We start from the raw sequence: 18042 nt of genomic DNA on the forward strand, positions 1-18042 counted from the left end.
CTACTTAATTAGTGGATTATTAATATATTTGTCGTTCCACACTCATATTAGGTTTATAATTGGTTAGCTCATCCCCTATTGCCCATCAATAGGGGATGTTTTGTTTAGCCCAACAGATTACCCGTAAACTTTACCCTCACACCAGTTTGAAAGTTTTCAATGCTTTTGAAAATTTCTTTAAGAGTCACTTTTTCTATTTTTGTAATGTCCTTTATATCCATATAATTGTCGGGGGGTACTTTTTGCTCTATGATTTGTGTCACTTGCTTATTGAGGCGCATGCTCATCAAGAAATAATAGGCCTGATAGAGTTCCTTGTATCGACCGTCGTCAAAGACCCCCATATCGCGCAATACTTCCATTCGCTCACCGGTATTTTCCCTAAAGACACGGTTTCGCAAGGCGTATAAACGTACCAAATCCACAATGGGAGTCATGGTTTTCTTGATGTCAAAAACATCCCTATTATCGACACGCATAGTTTTTATAGAGCCAAACAGAGAGCTTGGCGGTTCATATTGCAGGGCGTTCTTTGCCAAATAGACAAAAAACTTGTCCAATGGTTCTTGCAACTTCCTGTCTAGGTATTCCTTCAGTTCCTCCATTAACATCCGATTGCCATACAAATATCTACAATCAAAGAAAGTAGAAAATTGGATGGCAGTCTTTGGTTGCGACTCTTCCATCCAAGTATAGTAATTTTGTTTCCAATGCGACAGTGAGTGGGTCCACTTCGGATTGCTGGCCATATAGCCTCCAGTGCAATAGACAAAGCCCACCTCATGGAGCATGTCAGACACCTTTTGCCCAAATTGCAGAAAATACTCCCGCACTCCGTTTCTTTTCCCAGCCTCTACATCTTCATAAATAATGGCATTGTCCTGATCGGTTTTCAAAGTTTGCTCTCTCCTGCCCTCACTCCCTAATACCATAAAAACAAAACGAACCGGTGCCTCCCCCAGCTCTTTCAGTACAAGTTCAATGATATTTTGCGCAATGGTATCCGAAATAGTAGTGATCAGCTCGTTGATAATGGAGACCTTAACCTCTTCTTGCAGCAGTTGCTGAATGAAATAAGGTACCAACTCCCACTTCTGCTTCATTTCCGCAACTGTTTTTGCCAGTCTAACAGATTGTATAAATACTAAAGGAGATTGTGCTTGTTCGCTCAGCAGTTTATTCCTACTCAAAAAACCTATATACCTGTTTTCATCAATCACCAGTAGATACCTGATCCTATGATTGAACATATGCAACAATGCTTGATAAACGTAGTCACCCACGTCGATGCTATGTAGATCATAATTCATCACATTTCTTATTGGGCCATCCACATTGGCATCTACCGCAATAACCTTATCCCGCAAGATGATGTCGGTAACGTAGCCCACAATCATGCCACCTGGCGTTTTTACGAAAATACAACTCACTTTATTGGCCGCCATCAGATGGGCAACCTGCCTGATGGGCTCGCTTTCCAAACAAGTGACTAATTCCTTGTACGTAATCTCTTTGATGCGCTTGGCATATAGTTGCTGAACGCCCGAAAACTGTACGTTATTTTCCATAAAAAACTAAAACGTAATGACATAAAGTATAAACAACACAAACCCTACCACTACTACCCAAAGCAATAGGTGAAACCACCTGTTCATCTTATTATTAGTCAAAAAGGCTTTGCCTATCAAACCCTGATCATACAAACGATAAAAGCATCGAGCTGTTGCTTCTGCATCTTCAGCAGCATTATGCCAGTTCCTATTTGTTTCACCAAAGAGAAGCGCATACAATTCATCCAGCTTATAGAACTTACGGAAAGGATAGTCAACCAACAATGCACTGGCCTGCATAGTACAGCAAGTAGCAAGGTTGGCACACGGATTATACATGCCGACCCTTTCAAACTCTAGAGCAAGCAATTGCATATCGAATCGTATGTAATGTCCCACTATCATCCCTTTATATTGCTCTAGGTCCTCCTGTAGCAGCCTAAGAGCCATTTTTCTGTCTACCCCTAGCTGCCTTAATTTGTCTTTATCTATGCCGTGTAGCTTTATGGCATCCTCCGATATTTCAAAATCGGCATTTCCAATATAAAAATCTCGCTTCTCTACCAGCTCACGTTTAGCATTGTGCACCAACCACGATACTTGTACCATGGCCAAAGGCTGGCCGTCTATCGTCCATCCGCCATCTCCGTCGGGCATTCCATTTGCCTCAGTATCTATAAATATGTAATATGGCTGCACATTAATTGGTTTAACTTAACGCATTAAAGATAAGATAAAACTTCCAAAGCTATTAGGTGTCCCTCAAATTTATCCTTTTGTAAAATCGGTATTCATACCCATTAGCAGGACGTTTACATACAATTGCTAGGGTGTCTCCTGTTTTTAGGTGAATAATCCCTATATTCCACCCTAAAATCCAATTGATATAAACATCCAGAAGACATGTACAAACTGAAACTTTCATTTTTTGCCCTTTTACTTTCTGTGGTTCTCCTCATCCCAGGTTGCGGTAAAGACTCCGTTTCACCCGAGGAAATTTTCGTGCCAGAATTCTTAGTGAGTACTGAACCAGTGACCGTTGTCACTGCCGCCGAGATTAGGGAACGCTATCCACTAGCGGCAGCCATGGTAAACCAAGACGTAGCCGTGCTGAAAGTAGTTTATAACACAAAAATGGGCGAGACCTCCTTGCGTGCCTCGGGACTAGTGCTTCTACCGAATCATCCCCAAACCAATCTAACGATACTCAGTTTTCAACATGGAACCATTGCCACGCAGGATGAAGCACCATCGGCCTATAAGCCCGTGGGCAATATGGAGGCCTATGTAGCTGGCACGCTAGGCGCTTCTCTGGCCAAGGGTTATATGGTAGTGATGCCCGACTATATAGGCTATGGCGAAAGCAGCGAAGTATCTCATCCTTACCAGGAAAAGGCGAGTTTGGCTACGGCTTGTTTGGACATGCTGAAGGCCGTGAAGGAATTGGCTTATGTCAACCAAATAAACATCAATAAAGGGATACGGCTGCTAGGTTATTCGGAGGGTGGCTATGCCACCCTGGCTTTGCATCAGGCCATCGAGCAAGAGTCCAATGTCGATTTCAACGTGGAAGCAAGTTATCCTGCGGCTGGAGCTTATGATATGGTAGGTACAGCACAATGGGTAGTCAATCAAACATCCACTTTGCCCAGCCCCGCCACTTCTTTCTATATGTGGACATTGCTTACTTACAATCAGCTGTACGGCATCAATATGCCATTAGAAAGTGTCCTACAGCCCGAATATGTAGTCGCCGTGCAGCAAGCCCTAGCGGCAGGCAATCCCATGTCGGCACAAGTAAGCGACAATCCATCAGAATTGTTCGCGCCCAGTTTTATTGCGGGTATTACAGAAGGCAGCAATACCCCCTTCCTTGCGGCCTTGCAACAAAACAACGTATATGATTGGAAACCTAATGCTCCAGTAACCTTATACCATTCAGAAGGAGATCATATCGTACCATTTCTCAATGCCACCAATGCAAAAGCTGCTATGGAAGCACGGGGCGCCACGGTCAATATAATATCGCTTGGAGACCTAGAGCACCAAGCTGCCTCGGCGGCCTATATACAAGCAGTATTGCCTCAATTACTTCAATAGAGCTTTCCTCCATTACTATAATAACCTAGTCTGATTATCTTATGTCCCTCCTGGGGCATAAGATATAGATATAAAGATGGCAAAAACGGATACGGTAGCGGACATTCCCATCGTCCTTCGAGAGAACGGAAAAAGTACCTGTCTGGATTAGAGGCCGTGCGTCTACCTTGATATGTGTAAAGACAGGGTGCTGTTCCATCCTATTAGCCTTGAGAAGGGAAATATATCAGTCGAAATTACTACCTACATTCAACAGTTGCATCGTAAAAAACGAGCAAAATAGGATGACGAATTTAATTCTCTGAATAGGTTCACTTTCCAATCCCAGCGACCAAGAAAGGGAAAACAGGGAAAATAATAACCTTTACTTGCTTGCTAATGTCCTTGCAGGATATTGTTCCATGATACGAGAGACCACATCTGGCAATTGATTCACAGCCCTTTCTGGGTTTCTAACTTCGCCACTACCTCTACCTTGCCAAACTAATTTCTTTGTTTTGGCGTCAAAAGCCTCAATGATGATGTGTCCGGCACGATAACGCTCTGTACCAACGCCACCGCCCCAGCCCATACCCCAATATGGATTCCAGCCCCAACCCCAGCCCCAGCCGCCCCACATAGGAGCATAAACCGTGCGGCTGGTATTGTTCACAATAGCTTTATAACGGAACAGAATATCGGGATTCTGTTCTGTGAATTGGAGACCAAAAGACTGGAGCTCCTTGTCGACAGTTTCCAATATATTCTCTTCTGCTATTGTGTTATTATAATATGATTTGGACAAGCTATCTAATCCTGGCAACCAGGAATAAGTTTTATATTTTGAAAAATCTATGTTCTTGCTCTGAGTATTATAATAACGGTAACTCGAACAAGACGCTAATAGAAGCACCAGTAAAACAGGCATAGCAATAAACCATTTGCTTTTCATAATAATATCCTCCAACTATCTGTTTCTTTTTGACAGAAAACATGTTAATGGGTTTAATCCATTTATGAAATAAATAACATTTTTTTTAACGAGATGTTCTAGCCACTAGAGGCATCATCCTGCCTGCACCAAAGGACTTACGCGTAACCCGCAATATAGGCGGAGTCTGAAATCGCTTAAACTCAGCTCCGTTGACCAATGAAATAACACGTTCTACGACATCCTTGTCAAAGCCCATAAGCTTTATTTCCTCACCACTTCTCTCATATTCTACATAAAACGTCAATATAGCATCAAGAATATCGTATTCAGGCAACGAGTCGCTGTCTTTTTGGTCATGCCTCAGTTCAGCAGACGGTGCCTTGGTCATCGTGTTGATCGGGATAATTTCCCTTTCCCTGTTTATATATCGAGCTAATGCATATACTTTGGTCTTCAACACATCTCCTATGATGCCCAAAGCTCCCGCCATATCGCCATATAGGGTACCATAACCTACGGCCGCCTCACTTTTATTGGAGGTGTTGAGCAGGATATAACCATGTTTGTTGGACATGGCCATCAATATAACGGCTCTGCAACGTGCCTGAATATTTTCTTCGGTAATATCTGGCGACTTCCCCCTGAATGCCTCGCTCAATATATCGTCAAAAGCGGCGGCAACAGTTTTTATGGGAATAACCTCGTGCATACAGCCTGTGTTGCGCACCAAATCTAAGGCATCTTTCAAAGAATGATCTGTAGAATAAACAGAAGGCATCAGCACTGCCATGACATTTTCGGCTCCCAGCGCCTCACAAGCAAGTGACGCTACTACCGCCGAGTCGATACCTCCCGACAGCCCCAGTATAGCCTTGCTAAAGCCCGATTTCTGAAAAAAATCCCGAATACCCAATACGAGCGCATCATGAATCAGGGCTTCCTCGCTTGGCTCTTTATATGGGCTATAATTTCCCTTGGCACTTATTTTCCCTCCTTCATCTAAGCTATAAAATCGCAGCTCTTCCTTGAAGGCTGCTAAAGTGCCAGCCACCTCTCCCGCAGCGTCGATAACCAAAGACCGTCCGTCATAGATGATGTCAGTATGCGCTCCTACCTGGTTGACATAAAACATAGGTAGTCCATAATCCTTGGCTTGTGGCAACAGAACTGACAGCCTTGTTTCATAATGCCCTAGAGAAAATGGACTAGCAGCGATATTGACCACAAAATCGGGTCCTTCTTTGGCGAGCTCCTTCAGCGGGTCGACACCGTACAAGTGCGGTTGCAAGGGTCCCCATAAATCTTCACATATAGTAACCGCTATTTTTTTCCCTTCAAAGGTGATACAACCGAAATGCTTATTAGGCTCAAAATACCGATATTCATCAAAGACATCGTAATCTGGCAACAAAGTCTTACGTACAATATGCTGCACCTTGCCCTCGGCCATAAAAAAGGCAGCATTGCTTAACGACTTGCTATAACCTTCTACATTACGCACTGGCCCACCTATCACACAAGCAATTCCTATACATTCGCGAGCAATGAGCGCCACGTGTTTTTCACAATCGTCCAAAAAGGCCTTATAGCGAAACAGGTCTTTTGCAGCATACCCGCCTATCGCTAGTTCTGCAAACACGATCAGATCCGCCCCTTGTTCTTTGGCCCTCTTGATGGTTTGAACGATTTTTGCTGTATTTTTCTCAAAATCACCAATATGATAGTTAAGTTGTGCTAATGCAATGATCATATAGAAAAGTAAAAAATTAGTTGCCGCAGCTATTGTTTTTTTACGAACTTCGCTCGGCATGAGCGGCCCTTACATGAAAGCGCAAATTTATCTCTTTTTTTTAATTATATGCTATTGTTGCTGTCAGAACAGGAAATCGATAGATGTAAGCCATATTCCCGTCGACATACACATTGAGCGATTCGACCGAGAACTAGCTTCGCTCGACGTCGATAATATGCGAGAAAAAAATACGTTATGGCATCGACAATACGGTCAATTCTATGTCGATTTCATGCAATATATGTTGTCCGCAGGAAACATCAATGATACCACCGCACTTTATCAGAATCTCGGAGAGATAACTGCCAGCGAGGATTTCAAAGAGTTATCCAAAGAAATAGCCAAGATTTTCCCTGACCTCGACAGCCAAGACAAAGGTCTCACCAACGCTTTCAAAAGGATTAAATATTATTTCCCTCAAGCAAAAATCCCCCGATTTATCGCGTTTTTTAGTGGCTTTGGTGTACAAAGCCCCATCAATGAAGAATACATAGGTATCGGTTTAGATATGTTCTTGGGTGCTGATTCTAAATTTTATCCCGCCATAAGTTCCAGCACCCCGCGCTATGTGAGCCAAAAGTTTACCCCAGAAAACATTGTACCGCGATGTACTGAAGTGTTTTTGCGAGAGGAGCTTTTTCCAGAAACGGTCAATCTTGTCACTATGCTGGACCATATGGTATATAATGGCAAAGTAATGTACTTGATGGACAATATGCTTCCGCAAGTACCGGATAGCCTTAAAATAGGCTACACCGCCAAGCAAATGGCCTGGACACAGCAGTACCAGCGAGAGATATGGACATGGATGGTAAAAGAACAGATGCTCTATTCGCCAGATTATGCTTCGCTAAGAAAACATTTTGACGACGCACCATTTACGGCAGAGTTGGGCGAGCCCGGAGAATCCGCCCCAAAATTGGGTGTTTATATCGGATGGCAAATAGTAAGGCAATATATGGATAAAAATACAGATGCCAGTTTACAAGATATGCTTGCGATGCCCGCACAAACGATACTAAACGGAGCCAAATATAAAGGAAAATATCAGTCAAAATAAGCATCAAAAGCCCGAACTGGCCTTTATCTCTGTCTTTCCATCCCGTCCGGGTGAACCAGAGTAAATTTGCCCTTGGGGTGTGCTCCCTAGTCGGCCATTTCCTACCCGTATGCCCGCCGCGATTTGGCTATAGACAATAGCTAGATCACGTTGAGGCACTACCTTATAGCCACCCGCACGATTGTCTACACGTAGGTAATTGTCAGCTTTTTCATCATCAGTTTGTGGTTCTATCGCCGATTGCAAATAATAAAAGTTAACATTACCACCGTTCCCATTTGGAAAAGTTTTAAAACCATTATTCGCATCTCTTCCAGCGGTCAAGACATACAAGGACTTCAATTTATCCAACCCCATATAGATATCCATATGGCTGCCGTTGTTCTTATTGTCAGTTCCAGTTATATAAGCTTTCCCCTCAATAAATGCGTGCTTGACCTTTAAAGTTACTTTTTTGGCCGATAAAAAAGAAAGTGTAGCCCTATCCTTCATGATCAGCGTATCGATGCTCAGCGTGAACGAAGAGTCTCTATTTCTAACTTGGATGTGCTCTGTTTTTTTTCTACCTATTTCCAACTTATCCAAGTGCCGTATGCTGTCAACTTGTGCATGCAAAAAACTTGGCATAACTACTGACAAAAGCAGCAAGAGATATTGCAAAAACTTTTTCAATCGAACCATAGTCTCACCTCCTCCTTCATCAAATGTAAAAAAACAGGCACAACTCCATCTCAATAGCCTCAAACATCAAACCAAGTTGCGCCTGTAAAAATACACCTAAAAATCAATTCAATCTTTGGACAACTATGAACGCGAAAGGTTTAAGAACAAAAAAACCATTGGCAAAACGAATTCACCAATGGCTACTTTTTATTTTATTGTATTTCTACTTATTTCATAATTCTGAACACGGCACGTAAGGCAATGACAACTCCTATAATCAATAAAATATTGGAAATAGAAGTAAACAGAAATGAATCTTGGATAAATCTAAAGAATGTACCTGCAAGACCAAATATAACAGCAAACAATATTCCTATATAATATTCCGTCTTGTTCGCATTATTGTCCGTACTAACATGAGGTCTTTTTTCTACTGAACTTGCCATAAACTATTTTTTTGAAACAAAAATAAACATAATTGCGATATATAAAAGGACTAAAAGCCAATTATCTTCTTCTTTCTCATTTCGGCTTTTTCTTCATCTGTCAAATTGCGCTTGCCCTCATACAATTCCTGTTCCCAATCGCCATACATGGGGTTTGGCAACACAATAAAAGAAACGCCAAACAAGAACCCCAAGCGGTTCACTTCATCAAAAGTCTCCTTTCCTTCCTGATAGAATACCGTAGAGAAATCACTTAGGTTGTCCCCTACCAACAGCAAAACCTCATGCGTTTCCGAAACAAGATTTCTGCGCCTCTCCTTGTTGGAAACATCGCTTCTCAACAAGATATGCGCGGTATCTGCATCAGGAAGATCAAAATAACGAAGATTCTTAATGGTTGCATCCATCTCGCTTGGGTCTCTATTGCTAACATAGAAAACCTCCAAGCCTACAGAAGCAGCATATTTCAGAAAACTAGGCGCGCCCGGCACCGTATCTGCCTGTGCCAAGCCAGTCCAACGTTTCCACTCGTCAAGACTAAAGCTACGATTTCGAAGAATATCCTCCCCGCTAGAAGGAGAGTTATCCAGCACAGTTTCATCGATATCTACTATAACCGCCTTCGGCCTGCTATCCACACGCTTCAATTTTTGATCAAGGCTGAATCTGGCGGCGTTGTATGCCTGAAAACATAGTGCGCGATATTCTCCGGAACGTTGCTGCCAAAGCACTGCATTGGTATAATCTCTACTTGGCTGTTGAGCAATACACAACGCTGGATACGTGCAGAAAAGCACAAACACCCATAGATATATTTGAAATAATTTCATACGAAATGGTTCAAAGTATTGAACTAAACACGAAAGCCTCTAAATAATAGAGGCTTTCGACAGATTATATTTATATAAAACTGTGTCTTGCTTCTGCCTAGCCTTCTGAAAGCGCAGCAGCACCACTTACAATCTCCGTCAACTCCGTAGTAATAGCGGCCTGCCTAGCTCTATTATAAGATATTTTCAATGACTTCAGTAGTTCACCAGCATTATCTGTTGCTTTGTCCATTGCTGTCATCCGTGCTCCGTGCTCTGAGGCGTGCGAATCCAAGACCGCTTTGTACAACTGGATTTTAATCGACTTTGGTATCAAATCTCGGATTATTCTGTCTTGAGAAGGTTCCAAGATATAATCGACAGATACGCCATCGGTTTCTACATGCTCGTTATCCAAAGCTTGTAAAGGCAGCAACTGCTCTGTTGTCAATACCTGTACCGCTGCGTTCTTAAATTGGTTATATACAAGTTCTACGCGATCGTATTTTCCTTCCGCGAAATCGTGCATCACCTTATCGGCCAATTCGGAAACATGTTCAAAATCCAGATTGGCGAACAGATCGGTATTCTCACCTAAAATCTGGTAATCGCGCCGACTAAAAAAATCGTACCCTTTCTTACCGACAGTAATCAAGGTGACTTTGCCATTTTCCTTCTGTTTACTATACTTCGTGTTAATGAGAGTGCTAGTCGCTTTTATGACATTCATGTTAAACGCGCCAGCCAAGCCCCTATTGGAAGCAACAACAATAACCAATATATTCTTTGGGCTTCGCTGCTCCATGAAAGGAGAAAGTCCCCCTTCTGCAGTTGCGGACAAATTGGAAAGAATCTCTCTCAATTTCTCCGCATAGGGCCTCATTTGAACGATAGCATCTGTCGCACGTTTTAGCTTAGCGGCAGAGACCATCTTCATGGCTTTCGTAATTTGCTGCGTTGAGGTAATTGAAACAATTCTATTTCTAACTTCCTTTAAGTTTGCCATCTTTGTTTATCTAGACATCGGATAGTAGCCATCAGACAAAGGTATTTCTTAACTCCTTATCAAACCAGCTACTACCTTTAGCACTAATACTCTATTAATAATTTTCCGCAGTTTCCTTAGCTACTTTATCAAGTACGCCAGTGATTTCTTCGTTGAATTTACCGGCTTTCAACTCCTTCAATACTTCTGGATACCGCATTTCCAATTGCTCAAGGTATAGTCGCTCGAAGTCTTTTACCTTATTCACCGGAACTTTTCTGAACAAGCCCTTCACTCCGGCATAGATAATGGCCACTTGTTTCTCAACCGGCATTGGCGAAAACTGTCCTTGTTTCAAAATCTCCACATTGCGACGCCCTTTGTCGATCACCCCTTGGGTAGCGGCATCCAAATCGGATCCAAACTTGGCGAATGCTTCCAATTCCCGATACTGAGCCTGATCCAATTTAAGCGTACCCGCAACTTTCTTCATGGATTTAATTTGGGCACTTCCCCCAACACGTGACACCGAAATACCCACATTGATGGCCGGACGTACACCAGCATTGAACAAGTTCGATTCCAAGAAAATTTGCCCGTCAGTAATCGATATTACATTGGTTGGGATATAAGCTGAGACATCCCCTGCTTGTGTCTCGATGATCGGTAAAGCGGTCAATGACCCCCCGCCTTTCACAATATCCTTAATAGAATCTGGCAAATCGTTCATAGACTGCGCTATTTTGTCCGAAGCATTGATCTTAGCAGCACGCTCTAATAAGCGACTGTGCAGATAAAAAACATCACCAGGGTAGGCCTCACGTCCAGGAGGACGACGCAGCAAGAGAGAAACCTCACGATAAGCCACTGCTTGCTTTGACAAGTCATCATACACAATCAAAGCTGGACGTCCGGTATCGCGGAAAAACTCGCCAATTGCCGCACCAGCAAAAGGAGCGTAAAACTGCATTGGAGCAGGATCTGCAGCTGAAGCAGACACCACAATTGTGTACGCCATAGCTCCATTTTCTTCCAAGGTACGAACGATATTCGCTACCGTAGAATTCTTTTGGCCAACAGCTACATATATACAGTAAACAGGGTTTCCTGCTTCATAAAATTCCTTTTGGTTAATGATGGTATCAACACATACCGCCGTTTTACCTACCTGACGGTCACCAATAACCAATTCACGCTGTCCCCTACCAATAGGAATCATGGCATCTATTGCCTTAATCCCTGTTTGCAAAGGCTCGTTAACAGGTTGACGAAAAATAACGCCAGGTGCCTTACGTTCTATTGGCATTTCGTAAGTCTTTCCGGTTATTGGCCCCTTTCCATCAATAGGTTGTCCAAGCGTATTTACAACACGACCCAGCAGTCCCTCACCTACATTGATAGATGCAATTTTCTTTGTACGCTTAATGGTATCACCTTCCTTAATCTCATCGGACGAACCGAGCAATACCACCCCTACGTTATCCTCTTCAAGGTTCAAAACGATACCTTGCAATCCGTTTTCGAATTCAACCAATTCCCCTGATTGAACTTTGGTTAGGCCGTATATACGAGCAATACCATCACCCACCTGGAGTACGGTACCAACTTCCTCGAGTTCGGCTTCTGATTTGAAGTTCGATAGCTGCTCCCTCAAGATCGCCGATACTTCATCTGGTCTTACCTCTACCATGGTCTTTATATTTGAGTTTTATTTTTGTAAAAAATTAAATTACCAATCAGCTTAACTGAAAACTACGACTTAGTCTATTCAGCTTTCCAGACACGCTAGCATCTATTCGCTGATCACCTATTTGCAGTATAAAACCTCCTATAAGTGACGAATCAATTGCTGTATTCAGTTTAACTTTTCCGTTATAGGCCTCCGCAATCTGGCTTGACAATGTCGACTTTACCTTATCCGAAAGTGCAACAGCCGAAACAACATCGGCTATTATGATATGTTCATATTCGTTGTACTGTATTCCAAATTCCTTAGTGATAGCTAATAAAAGAGATGCTCTTCCTTTCTTCACCATCAATTTAAGAAAATCAACAATAATTGGTTCTACCCTCCCATCGAAAATTGCCAGTAAAACATCCATCTTCTTTTTGATAGGAACAATGGGATTGGCCAGCACTGCCTTGAGTTCGGTATTAGCCTTCAAAAGATCTGCTATCGCATCCATGTCGGACTTGAACGTATCTACTTTCTGCATTTCTTTGGCCAAATCGAGCAATGCTTTGGCATATCTAGAAGCTACTTTAAATTCTGACATCTTTATCGATTAATTCAATTTTACTTCTTTCAGCAGCTTGTCTACCAATACTTCCTGCTTTACCTGATCAGAAAGCTCAGATTCAAGTATTTTACGCGCTATTGCTATAGACAGTGTAGACACTTGATCTTTCACCTCCGATATAGCGATGGCCTTTTGGTTATTAATTTCCAATTTAGCATTTTCTATCAATCGGGCTCCTTCTTTCTGTGCCAGATCTTTAGCGTCTTTAAGCATTTGATCTTTAATCTGCTTTGCTTCTTTCAAAATAAGATCACGTTCCTCTCTAGCTTTCTTCAAGAGTTGTTCGTTTTCACTGGTCAATCGAGACATTTCGGCCTTGGCCTTTTCGGCTGCATCCAATGCATCTTCAATAGAACGCTCCCGTTCGCCTATAGCTTTCATCACAGGCTTCCAGGCAAATTTCCCTAACAGGAATAGCAAGATGAGAAATGAAATCGTATTCCAAAACAGAAGGCCAATCTCTGGGGTCAGTAAATCCATTGTTGTATATTATTGTATCAAAAAACTATTAATAATTCCTTTTCGGCTAATTGTTGCAATTTTAATTTTGGGAAGCTCAATCAAATCAAGGATCCACTTCCGGCAACCCCATGGTGGATCCTCGTTTTCAGTTTACTCCTAGATTATTAGCTAATCATAGAAACAACAACCGCGAAAAGCGCAACCGCCTCGATAAAGGCAGCAGCGATAAGCATCGCAGTCTGAATTTTTGAAGCAGCTTCTGGTTGGCGCGCGATTCCCTCCATAGCGGAGCTACCGATTTTACCAATACCCAAACCAGCGCCGATAGCAGCTAGACCTGCTCCAATTGCAGCTAATGAAATTCCCATTTTAATTTATTTTTAAAGTTTAACAAAAAATTGTTCATAATTAGTGGTGGTCAGCAGCATGTTCTTCTACCGCCATACCGATAAACAAGGCGCTCAGTATAGTAAAGATAAATGCTTGTATAAAAGCCACCAAAAGCTCGATAGCGCCAATAAATACGGCAAAAAATATGGACGCAGGTGCCACAGCCAATGAATTGAAAATGAAGATCAAACAAAGGAGAGACAACACCAAAATGTGCCCTGCTGTTATATTTGCAAAAAGACGAATCATCAAGGCAAAAGGCCTAGATATAATACTAATCATTTCGACGGGAATCATCAGCGGCTTCAACCACCAGGGCACTGGGGGATTAAAAATATGTCCCCAATAATACTTATTGCCGTTGAAATTAATCAAGATCATCGTAAACATAGCTAAAACCAACGTAGTCGCTATATTACCCGTCACGTTCGCCCCTCCAGGAAAGAAAGGAACTAAACCAAGCATATTGTTTATCCAAATAAAGAAAAAGACGGTCAATAAATAAGGCATAAAGCGCTCATACTTATAACCTAGATTTGGACGCGCGATATCATCACGCACAAACAAAATGATAGGTTCTATTAAAGACTGAAAACCTTTAGGTGCTTTCCCCTCGCGTTTTTTATAGGCATTAGCCACCGAAATAAATATCACTAACAACAATGCCACGGAAAAGAAGACGGAAAACACGTTCTTCGTAATCGAAAAGTCAAGCGGCCGTTCATTAGTGATCACATCTTTTCCCTTTTTATTTTTTTCGTGACTCACATATGAGCCATGCTCAGCTTCCTCATTGGCATAGTAAATCTTGCCATGCGCCTGCACAAAACGCATCCCTTTTACCTCAACGACCTTGCTCCCATCATCGTTCAGTTCAAAAGCCTTGGAGCTAAACGTTACCAACCCATTGTGGGTATATAAAATGATCGGAAGATATAGTCCTTTCCAATGCTCGCCTTCTCCCCAAAAGTGAAAAACATGCGAATCGCCTATGTGGTGAAATATAAATTCCGTTATGTTGAATTTCTCCTCTCCATGTTCCTTCGATACACTTTCGATATGTGCACTTTCACCTTCATGCGACGCATGCACATCTTGTGCCATTACAGCGCCAAACAGGCAGAAAAAAGCGAGAAAAGCGGTCAAAAAATATTTTTTTGAAATCAAAAACGGCCTATATTTCATCTATCCAACGATTTTTAAGAATTCTTTTGGTCGCGCAAGTTACTCAACAAACCAATAAGTTCAAAGACCGAAAACAATAAAACCAAAGAAAAATAACTAAAAGCGAAAACCGTTTGATTATCACTATATTTCTTTAGGTAAAAAACTGGAAGTAGCATGGCAAACAGCATCTTAACAATAATTCCAGAAAGAATAGCTACTGTGGCTGTTTGTCCGCCCTTCTGTATCCCAAAATAAGACACACCATAGGCTACAAGCACAATTATAAATAGAAATCCAAATACAAGCCAATAATGAGGAACTTTTTCTATGTAAGGGAAGATAGTGCTGTCAATAAGCACCGAAAATATCGCTATCAATACACCATAAATAAGATATACAGGGAGAAAGAAACGCTGCAAAAACCTCATTTTTTCTGATTGTCCTTCTTGATTATTGATCTAATCGTACTCACCAAACTCAATACTACACCGAGCAACGAAAATACGATGGTAAAAACCCCCACCTCCCCCGATCTGGAAGTGTCTATTTTATATCCTATAAAAGTCAATATACCTATTACGGCTATCATCTGGAATCCTACACCCGTATAATAGGCATAGTTCTTAGCGTTATTTTTTATATCGTCCTTATCCATTTTCGATGCCGATTTCTATTCCTCGACTTTGCAAAGGTAGTAAATTGAGAAGCTAAAGCTAACAAACAATATATGCTGTCTCAGGGATCAGCCAGCTTTGCGTCTAGTCTAAATACCAATCCTTATATCGTTTCAAGGCTTCTAAGAAATAATAATCAGCATAAATGATCGGAATGTCGATCTCGGAATTGAGAGGTAAGGCACCCGTGCTGTGCATCAGCAAAAAACCACCATTTTCTTTGGGTTGCGACCTGTAAGCATCGCTAGCTAAGGAGCGGATCATGGTTTCTGCTGCATCTACATATTCCTTTTGCTTCGCTTTTTTGGAATACTGACCAAGCTCTAGAAGGGCCGATGCTATCAATGCTCCTGCGGATGCGTCCTTAACGGCATATGGAATAAAGGGGGCATCAAAATCCCAAAATGGTATCTTATCTTCGGGCAAGTCCGGATGATTCAGTATAAAGTTAGCCACGGCCTTTGCCTGCCTCAGATACTTCTTATCCTTGGTACTCCGATACATGAGTATATAGCCATATAAAGACCAGCCCTGTCCCCTCGCCCATGCAGAGCTGTTGGCCGCACCCTGCCACGTCGCTTTCCGCAACACTTCTCCCGTCTCAGGGTTGTAGTCTACAACATGATAGGAACTTCCATCGGGTCTGAAATGATTCTTCAATGTGGTATTGGCATGCGTAATGGATATATCCTTGAACTTCTTATCTCCCCCCTGCTCACTTACCCAATTGAGTAACTCCAGGTTCATCATATTATCAATAATCACCGGATACTCCCAGTATTTGCTCTTGTTCCATGATTGAATTGCCTTAACGGCAGGCCTATAACGCGTAGACAAGGAAGCGGCCGACTCGAATAGGATATCTTTATAAGATGGTTCAGCAGTAATACGGTAGGCATTGCCAAAGCTGCAGAACATCATAAATCCCAGATCGTGATTTCCAGTATATGTCTTATTAGGAGAGATTACCTCAAGGGCCCGTATCGCCTCTTTCTTTATCGCTTCGTCTTTCGTTTGTTCATATATATACCACAAAGAACCTGGGTAAAAGCCGCTGCACCACCATTGGATATCACGTGAATCTACCTTTCCAGTCTTCGGGTCATAAGCTTGTGGCATTTTGTCCGAGGGAATATTAGAGGCTAACAACTTGTATTGACTATTGGCAAACTGGAAGTTTTCTTCAATCAATTTGGCCATTTCTTTTTCTTGCGCAAAACAAGGGAGTGTCAACATTGACATGGCAACCAAGCCTTTTACGAACAAACCTTTCATCTATATGTAACAGATATGTGTTTAAAATAAGCTATTAACACCACTAAAATAGTTCAATAAATGGCTATTGCAAATGAATATACCTACGCAACCGTTTGCGTTATTTTTCTATGCGCTATTTATCATAGAGAGGAGAAAATATCCACTCATCCTATAACCGTACCGCTAGGTATTACCGCTTTCTTTTTGACGACTATAATGCCATCTTTGATGGTATGGGTAGGGAAGTCGCCATCCTCCAGGTGTTTCCCGCCCTTGATTTGCACATCGTCACCTACAGCACAGCTTTTGTCCAGAATGGCAGTATCTATGTAACAATTTTCACCTACTCCTATCACTGGAATACCTCTTTCTTTGCTGCGATTCAGCTCCTCCAGGGATTGGTAAAAATCTGTTCCCATCATATAGGTGTTTCTAATAACCGTTCCCCCACCTATACGCGAACGCACACCGATGACCGATCGCTCTATCAGCTTAGCGTTGATGATGCACCCATCAGCAACAATGGCGTTGTGCAAGGTTGTGAGCAACATTTTGGAGGGGGGAAGCATACGAGGTCTGGTATATATCGTTTGCTTATCGAACAAATTGAATTCAGGAATTTCGTCGGTTAATCCTATATTCGCTTCCCAGAAAGAGTCTATATTCCCTATATCCGTCCAGTATCCATCATATTGGTAGCTCACCACCTTTTTATCGCCTTCAATTGCTTCCGGTAAAAGTTCCTTACCAAAATCAATGCCTGGAGAGTTTGACAACATATCTGACAATACGCCTTTGCTAAACACATAAATACCCATGGACGCAAGATAAATCCTCCCTTTTTCTTTCATCTCTTGGCTCACCTCCGAGCTCCAATCCTTGAGCAGTTCCGAATTGGGCTTTTCTATAAATGAGATGATATTGTCTTGATCATCGGCTTTCAGTATCCCAAAGGAAGTGGCATCCTTAGCATTGACGGGGATTGTGGCGATGGTAACCTGTGCTTTTTTACTAATATGGGCTTCTATCATTTCCTGAAAATCGATCTGATACAACTGATCGCCAGAAAGAATAAGTATAAAATCATATTCGTGATTGGCCATATAGCGCATGGCATGACGCACGGCATCGGCCGTACCCTGAAACCATTTATCACCTTCTATTGTCTGCTCGGCCGCTATAATATCCACAAAGCCTTTGCTAAAAATGCTGAAATTATAGGTGTTCTTGATATGCTTGTTTAAAGAAGCAGAGTTAAACTGGGTAAGCACAAAGATCCGGTTGTAGCCTGAATTGAGGCAATTGGAAATAGGGATATCTACTAGCCTATATTTACCGGCAATAGGCACGGCAGGTTTCGAACGTTGATCGGTTAGTGGTGAAAGGCGCGTTCCCCGGCCGCCGCCAAGCACAATAGAAAGAACTTTTGGTTTCATGATACTATAATTTTCTTCGTTTTAAATGTCCGCCCATG

General features: G+C 42.1%; 19 protein-coding genes. 2 read left to right on the forward strand and 17 right to left on the reverse strand.

Features of this window, described 5'->3' with window-relative positions:
• Window positions 1-104: 104 nt before the first annotated feature.
• Together A37S_RS0101560 and A37S_RS0101565 are read right to left on the reverse strand one after the other, a co-directional pair.
• Window positions 105-1568 carry a DUF294 nucleotidyltransferase-like domain-containing protein gene (locus A37S_RS0101560; protein WP_028295479.1) on the reverse strand — a complete coding sequence of 488 codons (1464 nt, stop codon included), beginning with the start codon at window positions 1566-1568 and terminating at the stop codon, window positions 105-107.
• A gap of 6 nt (window positions 1569-1574) precedes the next feature.
• The gene (locus A37S_RS0101565) at window positions 1575-2249 is read right to left on the reverse strand and encodes a 3'-5' exonuclease (protein WP_028295480.1); all 675 of its coding nucleotides are present in this window, start codon (window positions 2247-2249) and stop codon (window positions 1575-1577) included.
• A gap of 204 nt (window positions 2250-2453) precedes the next feature.
• On the opposite strand from A37S_RS0101565, the gene A37S_RS23185 reads away from it, so the two are divergent.
• Complete coding sequence (locus A37S_RS23185; RefSeq protein ID WP_051292635.1) at window positions 2454-3650, forward strand: alpha/beta hydrolase; 1197 nt, start codon at window positions 2454-2456, stop codon at window positions 3648-3650.
• Between the two features lie 364 nt (window positions 3651-4014).
• On the opposite strand, the gene A37S_RS0101575 is transcribed toward A37S_RS23185, so the two are convergent.
• Both A37S_RS0101575 and A37S_RS0101580 read right to left on the reverse strand, forming a co-directional pair.
• On the reverse strand, window positions 4015-4596 hold the full coding sequence (locus A37S_RS0101575; protein ID WP_245586282.1) for a DUF4136 domain-containing protein: 582 nt from the start codon (window positions 4594-4596) through the stop codon (window positions 4015-4017).
• Window positions 4597-4666: 70 nt separating this feature from the next.
• The gene (locus A37S_RS0101580) at window positions 4667-6313 is read right to left on the reverse strand and encodes an NAD+ synthase (RefSeq protein WP_028295482.1); all 1647 of its coding nucleotides are present in this window, start codon (window positions 6311-6313) and stop codon (window positions 4667-4669) included.
• A 73-nt stretch (window positions 6314-6386) separates the two neighbouring features.
• Here A37S_RS0101580 and gldB point away from each other — a divergent pair, with 73 nt between their 5' ends.
• Window positions 6387-7415: a gliding motility lipoprotein GldB gene (gene gldB / locus A37S_RS0101585; RefSeq protein ID WP_028295483.1), complete on the forward strand. Its 1029-nt coding sequence runs from the start codon at window positions 6387-6389 to the stop codon at window positions 7413-7415.
• Window positions 7416-7418: 3 nt separating this feature from the next.
• On the opposite strand, the gene A37S_RS0101590 is transcribed toward gldB, so the two are convergent.
• The 13 genes from A37S_RS0101590 to A37S_RS0101650 all read right to left on the reverse strand — a co-directional run bounded on the left by A37S_RS0101590 (window position 7419) and on the right by A37S_RS0101650 (window position 18004).
• Complete coding sequence (locus A37S_RS0101590; RefSeq protein ID WP_245586283.1) at window positions 7419-8042, reverse strand: hypothetical protein; 624 nt, start codon at window positions 8040-8042, stop codon at window positions 7419-7421.
• A 263-nt stretch (window positions 8043-8305) separates the two neighbouring features.
• Entirely contained in the window at window positions 8306-8524 is a 219-nt protein-coding gene (locus A37S_RS0101595; protein ID WP_028295485.1) for a hypothetical protein, read from the reverse strand.
• Window positions 8525-8574: 50 nt separating this feature from the next.
• Window positions 8575-9354 (reverse strand): 5'-nucleotidase, lipoprotein e(P4) family, encoded by a 780-nt coding sequence (locus tag A37S_RS0101600; RefSeq protein ID WP_028295486.1) that lies wholly within the window; start codon window positions 9352-9354, stop codon window positions 8575-8577.
• Between the two features lie 97 nt (window positions 9355-9451).
• A complete protein-coding gene (atpG, locus tag A37S_RS0101605; protein WP_028295487.1) occupies window positions 9452-10339 on the reverse strand; it encodes an ATP synthase F1 subunit gamma in 888 nt (295 codons plus the stop codon).
• 94 nt (window positions 10340-10433) lie between these two features.
• The gene (atpA, locus tag A37S_RS0101610; RefSeq protein WP_028295488.1) at window positions 10434-12008 is read right to left on the reverse strand and encodes a F0F1 ATP synthase subunit alpha; all 1575 of its coding nucleotides are present in this window, start codon (window positions 12006-12008) and stop codon (window positions 10434-10436) included.
• A gap of 46 nt (window positions 12009-12054) precedes the next feature.
• Complete coding sequence (atpH, locus tag A37S_RS0101615) at window positions 12055-12594, reverse strand: ATP synthase F1 subunit delta (RefSeq protein WP_028295489.1); 540 nt, start codon at window positions 12592-12594, stop codon at window positions 12055-12057.
• Between the two features lie 9 nt (window positions 12595-12603).
• Window positions 12604-13098, reverse strand: a complete 495-nt coding sequence (locus A37S_RS0101620) for a F0F1 ATP synthase subunit B (protein WP_028295490.1) — start codon at window positions 13096-13098, stop codon at window positions 12604-12606.
• Window positions 13099-13244: 146 nt separating this feature from the next.
• The gene (gene atpE / locus A37S_RS0101625) at window positions 13245-13448 is read right to left on the reverse strand and encodes an ATP synthase F0 subunit C (RefSeq protein ID WP_028295491.1); all 204 of its coding nucleotides are present in this window, start codon (window positions 13446-13448) and stop codon (window positions 13245-13247) included.
• A 40-nt stretch (window positions 13449-13488) separates the two neighbouring features.
• Window positions 13489-14655 (reverse strand): F0F1 ATP synthase subunit A, encoded by a 1167-nt coding sequence (atpB, locus tag A37S_RS0101630; protein ID WP_028295492.1) that lies wholly within the window; start codon window positions 14653-14655, stop codon window positions 13489-13491.
• A gap of 14 nt (window positions 14656-14669) precedes the next feature.
• Window positions 14670-15065, reverse strand: coding sequence for a hypothetical protein (locus A37S_RS0101635; protein ID WP_028295493.1), 396 nt, complete (start codon window positions 15063-15065; stop codon window positions 14670-14672).
• Entirely contained in the window at window positions 15062-15292 is a 231-nt protein-coding gene (locus A37S_RS0101640) for an AtpZ/AtpI family protein (RefSeq protein WP_036600876.1), read from the reverse strand. Before A37S_RS0101640 ends, A37S_RS0101635 begins: the two co-directional genes overlap by 4 nt.
• Window positions 15293-15395: 103 nt before the next feature.
• Window positions 15396-16586: a glycoside hydrolase family 88 protein gene (locus A37S_RS0101645; protein ID WP_084163711.1), complete on the reverse strand. Its 1191-nt coding sequence runs from the start codon at window positions 16584-16586 to the stop codon at window positions 15396-15398.
• A gap of 146 nt (window positions 16587-16732) precedes the next feature.
• Window positions 16733-18004 (reverse strand): glucose-1-phosphate adenylyltransferase, encoded by a 1272-nt coding sequence (locus tag A37S_RS0101650; protein ID WP_028295496.1) that lies wholly within the window; start codon window positions 18002-18004, stop codon window positions 16733-16735.
• Window positions 18005-18042: the final 38 nt, after the last annotated feature.

This window comes from Olivibacter sitiensis DSM 17696 (assembly GCF_000427965.1).
GTDB lineage: Bacteria > Bacteroidota > Bacteroidia > Sphingobacteriales > Sphingobacteriaceae > Olivibacter > Olivibacter sitiensis.